Origin of the sequence: Methylobacterium segetis, assembly GCF_004348265.1 — a bacterium.
Classification (GTDB): Bacteria; Pseudomonadota; Alphaproteobacteria; order Rhizobiales; family Beijerinckiaceae; genus Methylobacterium; species Methylobacterium segetis.
The window spans coordinates 95,275-109,261 of the sequence record NZ_SMNT01000001.1; the positions used below are offsets into that span (position 1 = coordinate 95,275).

At 61.9% G+C, this 13,987-nt stretch carries 9 protein-coding genes and 1 pseudogene; 1 reads left to right on the top strand and 9 read right to left on the bottom strand.

Annotated features, from left to right (window positions below; translation table 11 throughout):
• Positions 1–37: 37 nt before the first annotated feature.
• From E1J50_RS00390 to E1J50_RS00420, 8 genes and pseudogenes are all read right to left on the bottom strand, one after another.
• The gene (locus E1J50_RS00390) at positions 38–760 is read right to left on the bottom strand and encodes a M48 family metallopeptidase (protein ID WP_132249231.1); all 723 of its coding nucleotides are present in this window, start codon (positions 758–760) and stop codon (positions 38–40) included.
• Positions 760–3,843: a type I restriction endonuclease subunit R gene (locus tag E1J50_RS00395; protein ID WP_132249233.1), complete on the bottom strand. Its 3,084-nt coding sequence runs from the start codon at positions 3,841–3,843 to the stop codon at positions 760–762. The genes E1J50_RS00390 and E1J50_RS00395 overlap by 1 nt, the downstream gene beginning before the upstream one ends.
• Positions 3,836–5,134, bottom strand: coding sequence for a restriction endonuclease subunit S (locus tag E1J50_RS00400; protein WP_132249235.1), 1,299 nt, complete (start codon positions 5,132–5,134; stop codon positions 3,836–3,838). The genes E1J50_RS00395 and E1J50_RS00400 overlap by 8 nt, the downstream gene beginning before the upstream one ends.
• Positions 5,125–7,602 (bottom strand): type I restriction-modification system subunit M, encoded by a 2,478-nt coding sequence (locus E1J50_RS00405; RefSeq protein ID WP_132249237.1) that lies wholly within the window; start codon positions 7,600–7,602, stop codon positions 5,125–5,127. Before E1J50_RS00405 ends, E1J50_RS00400 begins: the two co-directional genes overlap by 10 nt.
• Before the next feature lie 937 nt (positions 7,603–8,539).
• Positions 8,540–8,809: pseudogene (locus tag E1J50_RS27915) on the bottom strand (integrase core domain-containing protein); the annotation flags it as partial.
• Positions 8,810–8,937: 128 nt separating this feature from the next.
• Positions 8,938–9,177 (bottom strand): Lrp/AsnC ligand binding domain-containing protein, encoded by a 240-nt coding sequence (locus E1J50_RS00410; RefSeq protein WP_132249239.1) that lies wholly within the window; start codon positions 9,175–9,177, stop codon positions 8,938–8,940.
• A gap of 133 nt (positions 9,178–9,310) precedes the next feature.
• Positions 9,311–10,294 carry a SphA family protein gene (locus E1J50_RS00415; protein WP_132249241.1) on the bottom strand — a complete coding sequence of 328 codons (984 nt, stop codon included), beginning with the start codon at positions 10,292–10,294 and terminating at the stop codon, positions 9,311–9,313.
• A 77-nt stretch (positions 10,295–10,371) separates the two neighbouring features.
• Positions 10,372–10,836, bottom strand: coding sequence for a cupin domain-containing protein (locus E1J50_RS00420; protein ID WP_132249243.1), 465 nt, complete (start codon positions 10,834–10,836; stop codon positions 10,372–10,374).
• A 216-nt stretch (positions 10,837–11,052) separates the two neighbouring features.
• Between E1J50_RS00420 and E1J50_RS00425 the strand changes: the two genes are divergently transcribed.
• Positions 11,053–12,087, top strand: coding sequence for an AraC family transcriptional regulator (locus tag E1J50_RS00425; RefSeq protein WP_165937741.1), 1,035 nt, complete (start codon positions 11,053–11,055; stop codon positions 12,085–12,087).
• A 22-nt stretch (positions 12,088–12,109) separates the two neighbouring features.
• Here the strand turns inward: E1J50_RS00425 and E1J50_RS00430 are convergent, their stop codons facing one another.
• The gene (locus E1J50_RS00430; RefSeq protein ID WP_132249247.1) at positions 12,110–13,645 is read right to left on the bottom strand and encodes a flavin-containing monooxygenase; all 1,536 of its coding nucleotides are present in this window, start codon (positions 13,643–13,645) and stop codon (positions 12,110–12,112) included.
• Between the last annotated feature and the right edge of the window lie 342 nt (positions 13,646–13,987).

Consider the following 13,987-nt stretch of genomic DNA (forward strand, 5'->3'; position numbering starts at 1 on the left):
TCGACCAAAGCCGAGGTTCTTACCCACGATTCTGAGCTTAAGATATGGTTGGCCAGCTTTCCGCCGAGAGCGGCAAATCATTTAGTTCAGAGCGGACAACCCGCCAGTTTGGATACAAACGATTGAGTTGTTCAAAAAAAGCCGGCGTGTGCTTAGGGTGTAGAATGTGCACCATTTCATGCACTATTATATATTCGAGCATATCACGTGGTTTCTTGACCAATTCAGTGTTGATCCTAATCGAAGCGCGGTAGGGGTTGCAACTCCCCCACTTTGTCTTCATTCGTTGCAAAAAATAGCCGTTAACATCCACTCCAATACGAGGCTCCCATTTGCGTATAAGGCCTGGGATTGCTTCATGCAGAAGCTGCAGATGCCATTCGTGTATGATGCGCGCGCGCTGGTCTTGCTGCGTTCCCGGCCGGACCTGAAGGTGGATCGTTCGGTGATCAATCGTGATCAACGGCTTCTCATTCCGCTCTATAACCTCCAAAAGGTGCCGGCGTCCCCAAAGATAATGGGTTTCGCGCCCACGGTATTGGCGAGGTGCCTCGCGCGCTTGCTTCGCGAAACGCTCGCGCTGTTGCCTGATCCAGCCGATGCGCGTGATCGCATAAGCCCTGGCAACATCCAGTCTGGTGGATGTCGGCGCAACAAGTGTGACGCGCCCATCCGGCGGATGGACGGACAAATGGACGTTCTTGACGCCCTTCCGCGTCACACTGATCGCGATGTCACCAAGTTGGATCAGCTCGGCCATCAATACCCCGGTTGGTTCTTGATGATCTCGAACATCGCCAATGTCGCTTCACGATCTCGATCGAAAAGCGGAAACAACACATTCTTGACCTCGCGCTCTCGAACCGCATCGCCTTTCCAGCCAGCGGGAGCGTGCTCGCGCACTGTTCGATCGATTTCCAGCGCCAAATTGGCTTTGTCGGCATCGTCCGGCGGGCAGACGAACCCGCTTCCGGGTATCGTCGCCAGGTTGTTGAAAATGACGCCGGCCTCGCCATTGCCATGAAGCGCAGCCGGAAGATCATCGCCCGGCGTGCGTGCCGCCAAGCGCTTGATCAGATCCTCGGCATTCCGGAGGAATTCTTCGTAGGCCTCCGCGTTCTCGCGGCTTTGCAGGATAAGGTTCTCCAAGAGCCGAGACATTTCATCAAAGAAGCGCGGGTCGGTCAGCTGATCGCGGATAATCGTCTTACGAATGTTGTTGATGATGCCCTCGGCCACGGCATTCTTTGTGAGCTTGCCCTTCTCGTTCAGCTGTTTGGCGATGGCATCATGGATGCCCGTCTCTATGATCGCGTGAGTAAGTGAAATATTTGAGAGGCTCCCGAGAGTCTGCGCCGGGTCGGCCTGGGTGTAGGTATTCAGAAGATGCCGCATGTCGGCCTCGTAAGGCTTGATGTCGAGCTCTTCGCCGGAATGCCTTTTGATCGCCGCGCGGAGGTCGGTGTAAAACTCCACCTCGCGCAGGATCGCGGCCTGGGCGGAGGCATCATATCCGGCTTCGGTCAGGTTCTGGGCGACAGCCGCATAGGCCCGGACGAACGACGCCACCGCCTTGTAGAAGGATATCCGCAGCGCGTCCGTTTCATTGAGCGCATTCGGGTTGGCGGCGTCTCCGCAGAAATAGCGGAGATACTGTTCGACTTCCCTCGGCGGCGGCACCGGATCACACAGATAAACCAACGCCTCGCGCGCGGCATCGAGCCGGGCCTTGCCTTCTTCCAACCACCCTTTGATCTCGACGTTGTTGTCGCCGCCGCTCCCTTGGTCGATGTCGAGCTCGTCCGAGCTGTAGACCGCAATGGCGTGCTGGACGTTGCCGAACAACTCCTTGAAATCGACGATGTGGCCATAGCTCTTGTCGTCGCCGTCGATCCGGTTGGTCCGGCAAATCGCCTGGAAGAGCGTGTGATCACGCAGCTTGTCGTCGATATAGATGTAGGTACAGCTGGGCGCATCAAAGCCTGTAAGCAATTTCGAAACGACGATCAGGAGCTTCGTGTTCGCCGGCTCGTCAATGAAGCGCCGCTTGATCTCTGTTTCGTAGGCGGTTGTGCTCTGCCCACCCTTTAAGACCGACTTGGTATAGGTGTCGTATTTGTATCGCTCGTCACTGTTCGCCGGTTCCCGCGAGATCGCGTTGTGGTTCGGCTCGAAAGAGGTAACGATCCCGACATGCGGGCCGAGCCGCGTGTTCTGAAACTCGCGGAAATACTCGCAGGCGTCGCGGATTGAGGACGCGACGAGAATGGCGGTGCCGCGGTCGTCGCTGAGACGCGGCTTCAGATCGAAGTCGTGAACGATCTCGGCTACGATCCGGCGCTTGCGTTCGGTCGCGCTGAGCAATTCCTCCATGGTGGCCCAGCGTTTGCGAAGCACCGCCTTCTGGAAATTGTTCAGTCCCTTCGTCTTCTTTTCGAACCATGCGTCGATGGCCGCCGGGCTCGTCATACGCTGAGGGACGTCGCGGGCCTCATACTTCAAATCGAGCACGACCTTGTCCCGAACAGCCTCCTGAAATTTGTAGGTATGGATGTACGTGCCGAAAACATCGCGGGTCGTCTGCTTGTCCTTTTTGAGCAGCGGTGTTCCGGTGAAGCCAATGAAGATCGCGTCTTTCAGCCAATCCTTCATCCGCTTGTTCATGTCACCGCCCTGGGTGCGGTGGCACTCGTCAACCAAAACATAGAAGCGTCCAACAACATTGCCCGGAGGTCCCGGGTCAAATTTGTGGATCAGAGCGCAGATCAGCCGGGGTGATGGCGCGCCGAGCCAACTGACAAACTCGTCGCGGCGGGTGACGCGGGGCGACGGCGCTTCCGAGCCGATCACGCCCGCGTTGCGCATCACACCTTCGATCTGCTTGTCGAGCTCGTCGCGGTCGGTGACGATCAGCACGCGCGCGTCGGGCTCGCGTTCCAAAATCCACTTGGCGAGCAACACCATCAGGATGCTCTTGCCGGAACCCTGCGTGTGCCAGATCACGCCGCCCTCGCGCCGGGCCAAGCGCTCCTGCGTCAGCTTCACGCCGGTGAACTGGTGATGCCGCGGCACCTTCTTGATGCCGGCGTCGAAGATCACGAAGTTGCGGATCAGGTCGAGCAGCCGCTCCTTGCGCAGAAGCTGGTCCACCGGCCGGTCAAGAAGCGCGCCGGCCGGAAGTTCGCCGTCGGGCGGATTTTCGTCGCGCCACTCGACGAAAAGGGTTTCGGGCGTTCCGATGGTGCCGTATCGCAGCCCCTGGGCATCGCTGCCGGCGAGGAGAAGCTGCGCAGTGGCGAAGAACGGCGCGTTGAAAATCTCGTCCTGATTGGAAATCAACTGGCGGACGCCATCGCCGATCTCGACCGCCGCGCGCTTCAGTTCGATCACCGCGATGGCGAGGCCGTTGAGATAGATGACGAGATCGGGGCGCCGCTCATGCCCGCCCTTCAGCGTTACCTCTTCCGCAAGGGCGAAGTCGTTCGCCTCTGCGTTCTCCCAGTCGATCAGGTGCACCTTCTTGAAGGGCGCGCTAATCGAGGTTTGAACGTCCACGCCATAACGCAACAGCGTGTAGGTCTTCAAGTTGGCCTGATAGAGCGTCGTGGCGGTGACCTCGATCGCCTGCATCAGGCGGGTGAGCGCGGCATCAATCTCGGCCTTGGAGTAGCCGCGCGCGGTGAGGTTGGTGCGCAAAAGGTCCGGCTCGACGCAGCGATTATTCGCCCGGGCCGACCAATCGCCAAGCGGCCGATAGCTCAGACCGCCCGCTGCTTCCGCCTTGGTGATGAAGGCTGCCAGCCTGTTCTGCGTGACGCGCTCGCTGCGAGGGCGTTCAGACATAAGCGGCCTCCTTCGTCTGGGGCGCCGGATCGCGCGTAACTGGAAGGCGCACGCTCCCGGTGAGAAGCGCCTGCATCATGGCCTGCTTGAGCGCACGGGTCTTATCGAGGCGGGCGTCCAGAACAGAGATTTCAGCGCCCATGTCCGACAACACCCGCGCAATTGCGACCTGCTCGTCGGTTTCAGGAAGCCGAAGCTCGGCGCTAGCTATGTGCTTGCGGTTCGTCGCATAAACCTTTGTCCCAGCAGCCAGACGACGCAGATGAGCGGTGAATGACGGCATAAACTGCAAATAGCATTTATAGCCGTCCACCAGAACGGTCTTGTCGAAACGCGCGGCAATTGTGTGCTGGCCAGAGACCGCTTCGATACCCTGCGCGCCCGTAACTTCGAGAGACTTGCCAACGCCATTCAGGTCCTCGGACGCATCAACAAAAATGATGTCACCGTCTTGCAGACGAGTGAGTCCAGCGGCAGCCCTCAACGGAAGGCGCGGCATCGCGTTCTCGCGCAGATTGAGGGAAATGTCTGCCGAGACATGGATATCGCCGTAGTGGAGATATCGGACTGGATCATCGAGAGTGAGCTGGGCGCGCGATTGGATGCCATTTTTGAGGAAGGTCACATGATCACCCAGCCGCTTCTCCTGCCACGGGGCGGTGAAACCTGGCAGGCGGGCCTGGCCGGTGAGCAGGCGCTGCATCACGCCCTGCCGCAGGTCGCGCTTCTTGGCGATCAGCTGTGACAGCGCCGCGATTGATGCGTCGACATCCGACAGCGCCTCTGCGATGGCTTTCTGTTCGGGTGGCTTGGGTAGGGGAATACGAAAATCAGCAAGCTCGACCCGGTTGATCTTAGGCATGCCGCTTCGCACTGACACCGACTCAGCATACTTTGTGAAACGGTGCGCTAGCAGGTTGTCCAAAATATAACGACCAGAAACCCCCAATTCCGGGCGCAATGGATACATGTCAGCACTGCAAAGTCCGCCAAATTCCGCCAAAATAGCTTTTCGCAGATAAGGTCGAATCTTACTGTAGACAATATCTCCTGCCGAAAACAAGTATTTTCCACTTATAGCATTTTGTTGCCGCGCCGTTCTTGTTTCTAATAGCCTGCCAGTGCCCGACTCGATATGGTCTGGGGCGATCAGTGGCATCTCGTCAAAAGGTGCAACCTTTGGATCCACCTGTCCAGTAGCGATCCTCACCGTGCTCAACAAACCTTGGACATCCCAATCCTCCGGGATTACGCCGATTTCGGTTTCTTTGTACCCCGGCCTCAGTTCCATGTGGCCCCCATCGCCTCAAGGTGGCCAGCGACACGCGCAGCAAGCGCTTCGACATCTTCCTCCAACGTCGGCAGCGGTTTCTCGTAGCGCTCGGCCAGCGCTCGAACTCGCGTCGTTAGGGCATGCGCCACGCGCGCAACTTCCCCGCCGACCCGCGCGTCGATCGTCGCTAACCATTTGTCACCGACGACAAGGGTCTGCACCTCGTCGTCGGTGAACGCGGCATAGCGGGCATGAACCTTGGCGTAGAGCTTTTCCTCCGCCGCCTTGCGCTTCTTCTTAGTCTCGTCGAGATCGTCGATCAGCGCCTGATAAGCGATTAACGCCTTGCGCTCGTCGGCAAGATCGGCGTCGCGCCCGATTTCCTTCAGCCGAGCCTTGATCGCCTTCGCTGTAATCTTCTGCTTTTCGCCTTCGCCCTCGATGACTTCGGTCAGCAGCCCATCCTCTCCCGCGCCGTCTTCCAGCTTCTCGGCCATCTCCCGTTCGAGTTCGGCCATGCGGGCATCGAGCGCGTCGATCGCCGCCTGATCGGCCGGAAAGTAGCGGGCGATGATCAGCCGCGAGGGAACAAGATCGGACGTGAACCGGCGCTTGCCGATCTGATAGTCGCCCGGCTCGGGCCAAACCAGCTTGCCCTCCTTGTTCTTGCGCTTGATGATCTCGCGCGGCGCGGCGCCCGCCGCCCAGCCGACGGCGGCGATCAGATAGGCGTCGTCCTGCATCGTATCGGCCCAATAGTCCATCAGGTGCTGATAGACATTGTAGGGATCGACGAGCGGCGCCTTGCGGAAAGCCGCGAGCAGATCCTCGGAAACCGCTTCGATGAACTCCTTCGGATGGCCATTCACTCCGAAGGCGCGGGCGGCGGCATCGGTGCGGGTGCGCCAGGCGGCGAACACATGGCCGGCGGCTTTCGTGAACGCCTGGAATTCGGCGTGGCCTTCAATCGCCGCCTTCACATCGGCCACGGGCAACGTGAGGGAGAGGTAGCCAGGACGCAGGTCCGCGAAAAGCTGGCCACGCAGCGACGGCATCACCTTCCACCAACGGGCAAGCGCTTCGATATCCCGAGCAGGAATGCCGCCGTTCAAATGCGCGTCGATGTCCTGGATATCTTCGGCCTCTGAGCTGTCGATGTAGCGCGATAGGTTCAGATTATAGGCGTTCTTGGGGTCGGCGATCTCGTCATGCGGAACCTTACGGGCATAGCCGGGCACATCGGCCGCGCGGGTGAAGGTATCGACGATCCGATGGATGTCCTGTTCGCGCAACCTATTCTTGGCGCCATCCTTGCGGAACCCCTTCGAGGCATCGATCATGAAGATGCCGCGGCGGGCTGCGGCATTTTCCTTGTCCAGCACCACGATGCAGGCGGGAATGCCTGTGCCGAAGAACAGGTTCGGCGGCATGCCGATGATGCCCTTTAGGTAGCCCGACTTGATCAGTGCCTCGCGGATTTCGGCTTCGGCATTGCCACGGAATAGCACGCCGTGCGGCAGGATGCAGGCCGCTTTGCCGTTGCTCTTCATTGAGCGGATGATGTGGAGCAGATAGGCGTAGTCGCCCTGCTTTCGCGGCGGTGCGCCCCAGCTGAACCGGGCGTGTGGATCACGGCCGGTGTCGATGCCGTTTGACCACGCCTTGTCCGAAAAGGGTGGATTGGCGACGACATAGTCGTAGGTGCGCAGGCGCTCGCCATCAAGGAACTTCGGGTTAGCGAGCGTATTACCGGCGACGATCCTGGCCGTTGGAAAGTCGTGCAGGATCATGTTCATGCGGGCGAGACCGGCCGTGGTAACGTCCTTCTCCTGCCCTTCAAGCGTGATGCGTTTTCCGGCTTCGGCGGCCACCTTCAGCAGCAATGAGCCAGATCCGCATGTGGGATCGTAGGCGGTCGTGCCTGCCACGGTGTTCTTTGGCGATATACCAATCACCTTGGCGATGATGCGGCTGACCTCGGACGGCGTGTAGAACTGGCCCTTGCTTTTGCCGCTCTCCGTTGCGAAATGACGCATCAGATATTCATAGGCGTCGCCCAGAATGTCGTCGTGATCCGCTCGGTTCTTCGAGAAATCGAGATCCGGGCTTTCGAAGATCGCGATTAGGTTCGTCAGCCGCTCGATCCGATCGTTGCCTTCACCGAGTTTGTTCGGATCGTTGAAGTCGGGAAAGTCGGTGCGGGCGAGGGTTTCGTTGCTGTCGACTAGCGGCTGGATGATCTGTGTGTTGATCAGGTCGCCGATGTTCGGATTGCCCTTCAGGGCGATCATGTCGCCGAAACTTGCGCCTTTCGAAATCGAGATCGGCGGTTCCAGATCGTCGCTGTTAGCGTACTTGTCGGAGACGTACTTGATGAACAGCATGAAAAGGACGTAGTCCTTATACTGGCTGGCATCCATGCCGCCGCGCAGTTCATCGCAAGATGCCCAAAGGGATGAATAGAGGTCAGATTTTTTTACGGCCATTTCGCTGATTCCACGGCGGGATCAGCGCTCGCGATTGTCGTTGACTCCGACACGCATCCCCCTTGAGAGAACCATAGGTGGGGTTCTCGAAAAGGCCAAGCTTCCGGTGCGCTGCGCTCACCGCCTTCACAAGCTGCTCATGCCCGCGGGAGGCGGCAAGTGAGGCATCATCATGCCGTACTGGCGACACTTATCCCTGGCGGCTGTAAGAGCGGCAATCGCCGACGAGGCAGAAGCCCCTGGCTCGTCGCGCGTACCTTCCTGCACGTAGACGCGGCTCGTGCGTGAGCTGGTCCCCGGGCTATCAGGAGGGCCTCATCGACCACCTGCTCAATCTCTGATGCACTGCAGGAGCCTGTTGGCTGTGTCGGCCCCGTGGCCGATCGGCGACATGCGATAGGACGTGAGCGAGCTGATGCGTTTTCATAGACTGTGCAGCCACCTATGAGGCCGCAGACCCCCATACAAAGCGTTGTCGCTGTGATGTTCGCTCTGAACGGATTAAGGTACCTAACTGGGAGGTCGGTGGCTCAATTTGGGTGTCGTGAACGCTGGTCGCGCCGCTCTTGATCACCCCGGTCATCGTCCTAGACGGGTGTCCACAGAGGTGGTACACAGAGGGTATCGCGGGCATCCGCTAAGTCATTGTTGTTGCTCGCCTAACGGCGCTCCGGGGACATTCCCTCCGTCTCCGCCACCAATGCACGGCCCTAGCCAAGGCGTTGGAAACTCACGAATTCCGGGTCGATCTACGACCGATTTCGTCCCTTAACTGGACCGCGGCGCCCACGCAATTTCTGCTCCATGGGCTGGCCCCGATGCACAGCTTCGGGTCCTCGGATCCTGGATAACGCGGTACCCCGCGGGCCGACGCTGGGCGCAGGTGCGCCACCCATGTGCCCGTCAAAATGAACAAATATTGAGAATTGGCGGCTGACTACGTGTGAAGCATCAACAGGTTGTCCTTGGAGGGCCCGAGGCGGCTGATGGGTGTATGGCCTTTGATGCCCCTGTGGGGTCGCTGCGAATTGTGGCGGAAGAGGAAGGCAGGCAGTTCCTGGCTGCGCTATTCGGAGGTGCCGTAGGGGCGGGCATAGGCCCGTTCGCGCAGGGATGTCTGAACGAAGCGCTCGACCTTGCTGTTGGTCTTGGGCGTGCCGGGCCGCGTGCGCTGATGGCAGACGCCGAGCCATCGCAAAGCTACGGCACCAGACCCATCAGCCGTCTCGGGCTCTCTGAGGACAACCCGTTGATGCTCCACAGCGAGGCGCTTGCAGGCACCGCGATGGGGTCCGCCTTTGCTGTCTGTTCGTCTTCGGGCAGAGGGTGACCGCGTTAGAGAAATGCCTTGAAGGCGATGATGGTCTCGGAATCCTTCACGTTCTTGAGGCGCAGCAAGAACTCGTTGACGAAGAGCCCGATATCGATATCGTTGTCGACGTGGAATTTTGCCATGATATCGAAGCGTCCGGCAGTCGAATAAATTTCCGATGCCAGATTCATGGAGAGAAGGCTGTCGGAGACATCGTAGGTCTTGCCAATCTCGCATTTGATCTGCACGAAGAACGTCTTCATTCTTGTCTCGCTGCGTCGATCCGCGGATTCGCGATCCTAGGCGCGCCTCAGGCTCCACGCAAAGGCAGCCACGGTCTCGTCCTCCCGGCAACACGAAGCGCCCGACCAGCGGACCGGACGCTTCCCGTTGTCGTCAGTTGAAGTGGCCGACCCAGCGCATGGTGTAGCGCTGACCCTCGGGACGGTTCTGCGCGCCGAACTCGTAATAGGCGTTGAAGAAGAGGAAATTGTCCTTGTTGATCGCGTAGAGTGCGCCGGGGCCGAGGGCGAAGACGCGCTCCCGCCGGCCTGGGACCGCGACGCCGTTCGCCAGCGTGTCGCTGATCTGCTGCAGCCAATAGCCGTTGACCCCGAGCTTCAGCTCCTTCGTCACGCTGAACTCGCTGGCGAAGTTGGCGTGCAGTGCTTGGCCAGCCCGGGTCGTGAGCGTGGCCGGGCCGAAGCCGACATTCGGGCGGTCGTTCTCAGCGTTCCAGAGGTAGTGAAACCGCGCCGAGACGGTCCAGTCGGGCGTCAGGAACAGGGTGCCGGCGACGTAGGGGTTGAACGAGAAGAAGTTCGAGCCGGGATTGATCGCAGCGGTCCGGTCGTAGCGTCCGGTCGGCAGGATCATCTGCGCCTCGATGCGGCCGATGAACAGCGGTCCCTTCTCGCCCATGATTGGATCGAACTGGATGAACGGGCCGATCAGGAGGTCGCCGATGCCCTGGCGCGCCTTCAGCACGGCACCGCCGAGACCGTCGTCGGCGCTGGAATCGATGATCGCCGGGACGATGATGTCGATGCCGAGCGCCCCCGAGCCAATCTTGATCGGCGAGACGTAGAGGAGCTGGGTCAGGCTGACGAAGGCGGTGACGTTCTCGCGCGGCAGGCCGAGGCTGGCCCCGCGATTGTCGGTGAGGCGCTCGGCCGAATAGACCTGCAGATACTGGGTCGGGTACCAGCCAGGCCCGGACGGCGGCGCGCCGTCGAGGAAGCTGGTGAAGCCCAGGTTCAGGTTCGGCAGGTCGTAGGCCTGCGCCGGGGCCGCGAACCCCACGGCCGCCGCGAGGGCCAGCGCCGCCCGCCGCGCGCGTGCCGCTATCCTTCCCTGCCGTGCCGCCACCCGCTTCGTCATGTGAGCCCCCTCGTTTCGGTTCGTCGTTCGGCGCGCCCGCCCGACGGGCGGGCGCGATGTGCATGGAGTGGGGGCGCTCAGGCGCCCGGCACCGAGCCCGGCGGCAGGAAGTCGACCTCGCAGGCCACGGAGCGGCGCACGACCTCCTCCGGATCGGTCAGATCGTGCAGCTGATCGAACAGCTCCTTGAGCCGCCGGGCCGGGCTGACCCAAAAGATCGCCCGGTTCGGCGTGTCGGTGCGGTTGTAGTAGGCGTGCGGCTTGCCCTTCGGCATGCAGACAAGGTCGCCCGCTGTCGCCTGGAGCCACTGACCGTCGAGGTAGAGGTCGAAGGTCCCCTCCAGGACGTAGATGAACTCGTCCTGGGTCGGGTGGATGTGCGGCGGCACGAAGGTGCCCGGCGGATCGTAGGTCTCGAACGAGAAGGCGCTGTCGCAATTGGCCTTGAACCAGTAGGTGTGGCCGAGAACGTTCCAGGCGGTCCCGTCGACGCCCTCGCCGGCCCTGGTAATGCCGGCCGGAAGCGGTTCGATGTCGCTCATTTTCAACTCGCTTTGCTGATTTTCTGAGCCGTCAATTCTGGATAGCGGCCGCCTGTCTCGGGAAATAGTCAGGTTTCGGCCTCGATCCGGCTATCCCATTCACGAGCTTGCTATCCGGATCGTGCAGGAAAAGACGCCCGTGCCGCATGAGGGCCCTTGTCTCGGTTTCGCGGCCACAGGCACCATCCGCCCATGGGCCTGGACAGCGATAGGACCATGGACGACGACGCGACCCGCGACCCGCGACACCTGCCGGATGTTTCCCGTCCTCTGGCCCGCTACGCGCTCGTCGAGACCCGGGACCCCGACGCGGCGCGCGAGCGGATCGGGCGGATCTTCTGCCCGCACCGGCTGGTCCCGGTGGGCGCGGACGCCGCCGCCCTGTTCGAGGCGCGCCATCACACGGTGGGCTTCGGCGGGCTCACCATCAACTACGTCGCCTACGGCGCCGAGGTGGAGATCGACCCCGGCTTCCTCGACCGGTTCTTCCTGCTGCAGATCCCGCTCGCGGGCTCGGCACTGGTGCGCAGCGGGCGCCACGCGACGACCGCCGATGTCGAGCGGGCGACCCTGCTCTCCCCGATGCTGCCGACCCAGATGGTGTGGGCGGCCGGCTGCGAGAAGCTGATCATCCTCGTGCCGCGCGAGATCGCGGAGGAGCACATCGTGCGCGTCCTCGATCGGATTCCGAGGCCCTTCGGCTTCGATCCTGCGATCGACCTGCGGCGTCCGCGCGGGGCCGCGATCCTGTCCCAGGCGAAGCTCTTGCAGCACCTCGCCGAGAGCCAGACGCAGCCGGGCGCCGGCCCGGCGGTGTTCGAGGGCGAACTCGCCTCCGCCTTCGTCACTCTGCTCGTCGGGCACATGCTGGAGCACGCGGAGGGGAGCGCCTCCCTGCTGCGGCCGCAGCGCGTATCCGTGGCGCCGGTCCATGTGCGCCGGGCCGAGGAGTATATCCGTGCGCATCTCGACTCCGCGTTGACCCTGCCGCAACTGTCGGAGAAGGCGGGAAGCAGCATCCGCTCGCTTCAGGAAGGCTTCCGGCAGTTCCGGGACAGCACGATCTCCGACTTCATCCAGACCCAGCGCCTGGACCGCTGGCGGGCGCTGCTCCTCGCCTCAGATCCCGAGGCGAAGGTCGGCGACCTCGCGCTCGCGGTCGGGCTCAACCATCTCGGGCGGGCCGCTGCCGCCTACCGGGATCGCTTCGGCGAGGTCCCGTCCCAGACGCTGCGCAATCGGCGTCGCTGATCCGGGACGGGGTGCGGACGCATCAGGCGGCCCGCGGCGTCCCGACCGTCCGGAGGCTGACGGACGGGGTGACGGGCTCCGCCCGATAGGCCGGCGCCTGCTTGAGGAGCTCTGCGTAGACCGGCGGGCGCAGTGGCGCGAACGCGGCCGTGACGGGATTGGCCTCGCGGGTCCGCACGCCGATATCGCCGAGTAGGGCCGAGAAGTGGTGGTTGTGGTAAGGCGCGATGCACAAGCCCCCATAGGATTTGGCGGAGGGGCGCTCGGTGCGCCGCCATTCGAGCGAGCGCGCGATGCCTGCTTCCATCTGCGCCCGGCTCGGCTGGCGCGCGAGCTTGCCGTCCATGAACCGCACCAGCCAATTGGCGCCGAGTTCGGCCGAGAGGTTGGTGGCAAAGCTCGAGTTGAAGCCGACGAAGCCGAGATCGGGCAGATCCGGGTTCACGATCATTCGGTAGAGCTTGTACTGCCCGTCCGTATCGATGAGCTTGGCGCGGTCGGCGGCGTCGAGGATCGGGATTTCCTGACGCCAGCCGGTGGCCATCACCACGAGGTCCGCCGGCACGCGTTGGCCTCCGGTGAGGACCGCGCTCTTACCCTCGTAGGAGGCGATGGTACCCTGGATCGTCTTGATCTTGCCCTCGGTGACGAGCTTGTAGAAGCCCGGCGTCTCGACGGCGAGGTTGCAGTGGATGTCGTCCTCGATGCGCGTCTTCGGCAGCAGGCCGTTCTTCTTCAACTTGAACTGGGTCTTCAGCAGCGTCTCCAGCGTGCGCCAGTTCGCCCAGATCAGCGGAGCCGCGAACTTCTGCACGAGGCGGCGGACCGGTCCGGCGTTGAAGGGGAGGAACATCGATTCCGCCGCGCGGCAGTAGAGGATGTTCTTGAAGTTGATCAGCCCGCCGAAGAAGTACGGGATCTTCCAGGCCGGATCGAGGTAGACCAGCGTCACTCCTTGCGCGCCGTGCTTGACGGCGCTCACCGCCACGTCGGTGGCCGATTTCGAGTAGCCGAGCACGATCACCCGCTTGCCGCGCACCGTTTCGGCGTCGGTGTGCTCGCTCGAATGCAGGACCGTCCCGCCCATGGCGCGGAAATCGTCGGCGCCCGGATGGACCGGCTTGTTCTTTTGGCTGAACTGACCGGTGCAGAGGGCGACGAAATCGTACGATTCGGTCTGGCTCGCCCCGTCGGCGCCGGCCACCGTCACGTCCCAGCCGCGATCGGAGCGCTTCTTCAGCGCGCTCACCGACTGCCCGAACCGGATCAGCGGGACGAGGCCGAACCGCTCGGCATAGGCGCGCAGATAGGCGAAGACCTGGCCGCCCGAGGGCCATTCCGGGTAGTCGTCCGGCATCGGCATCTGGCTGAAGGCGTAGATGCCCTTCGGCGTCTGCGTCTTCACGTCGGGATAGGAGCGCGACGGGTCCCAGACGCCACCGAGATCGGGGCCGCGCTCGATCACCGTGACGCTGTGGCCCCGCTCCCTGAACGCCTTGGCGGCGGCGAGCCCGCTGATGCCGGAGCCGATGACGCAGACGTTGCGTTGTGTGACCATGGTCTTGACCCTCCTCGCTGGGCGCCCCTGCGGAGCGTTCCTCATGCGGGAAATGTCACGTCAGCCGGCCCGCCGAGCTATCCCGAAGACGTCGCGATTATCCGGATCGCGCAGCAATGCGCCGAACATTCAAATATTCCATCTTTTCGATAGTAGATTTTCCGGATCCGCCGTTGTTGCAGTGCGCCATGGCTGTGAGCACTTGCAATATATTGGGCAGAGTGCTCGCGCAGAACGCACGCGTTGCCCAAGATTTGACTGCGCTCACATCCGACCGAACACGAAAAACCCGGCCCCATCGAGGGGCCGGGGTTTTCGTGACGGGCGATTCGTGAGCCCTGG

Excerpts from the sequence above, each read along its gene's own strand:
- E1J50_RS00390 (WP_132249231.1), bottom strand. The coding sequence starts at position 760 with ATGGCCGAGCTGATCCAACTTGGTGACATCGCGATCAGTGTGACGCGG.
- E1J50_RS00395 (WP_132249233.1), bottom strand. The coding sequence starts at position 3,843 with ATGTCTGAACGCCCTCGCAGCGAGCGCGTCACGCAGAACAGGCTGGCA.
- E1J50_RS00400 (WP_132249235.1), bottom strand. The coding sequence starts at position 5,134 with ATGGAACTGAGGCCGGGGTACAAAGAAACCGAAATCGGCGTAATCCCG.
- E1J50_RS00405 (WP_132249237.1), bottom strand. The coding sequence starts at position 7,602 with ATGGCCGTAAAAAAATCTGACCTCTATTCATCCCTTTGGGCATCTTGC.
- E1J50_RS00410 (WP_132249239.1), bottom strand. The coding sequence starts at position 9,177 with ATGAAGACGTTCTTCGTGCAGATCAAATGCGAGATTGGCAAGACCTAC.
- E1J50_RS00415 (WP_132249241.1), bottom strand. The coding sequence starts at position 10,294 with ATGACGAAGCGGGTGGCGGCACGGCAGGGAAGGATAGCGGCACGCGCG.
- E1J50_RS00420 (WP_132249243.1), bottom strand. The coding sequence starts at position 10,836 with ATGAGCGACATCGAACCGCTTCCGGCCGGCATTACCAGGGCCGGCGAG.
- E1J50_RS00425 (WP_165937741.1), top strand. The coding sequence starts at position 11,053 with ATGGACGACGACGCGACCCGCGACCCGCGACACCTGCCGGATGTTTCC.
- E1J50_RS00430 (WP_132249247.1), bottom strand. The coding sequence starts at position 13,645 with ATGGTCACACAACGCAACGTCTGCGTCATCGGCTCCGGCATCAGCGGG.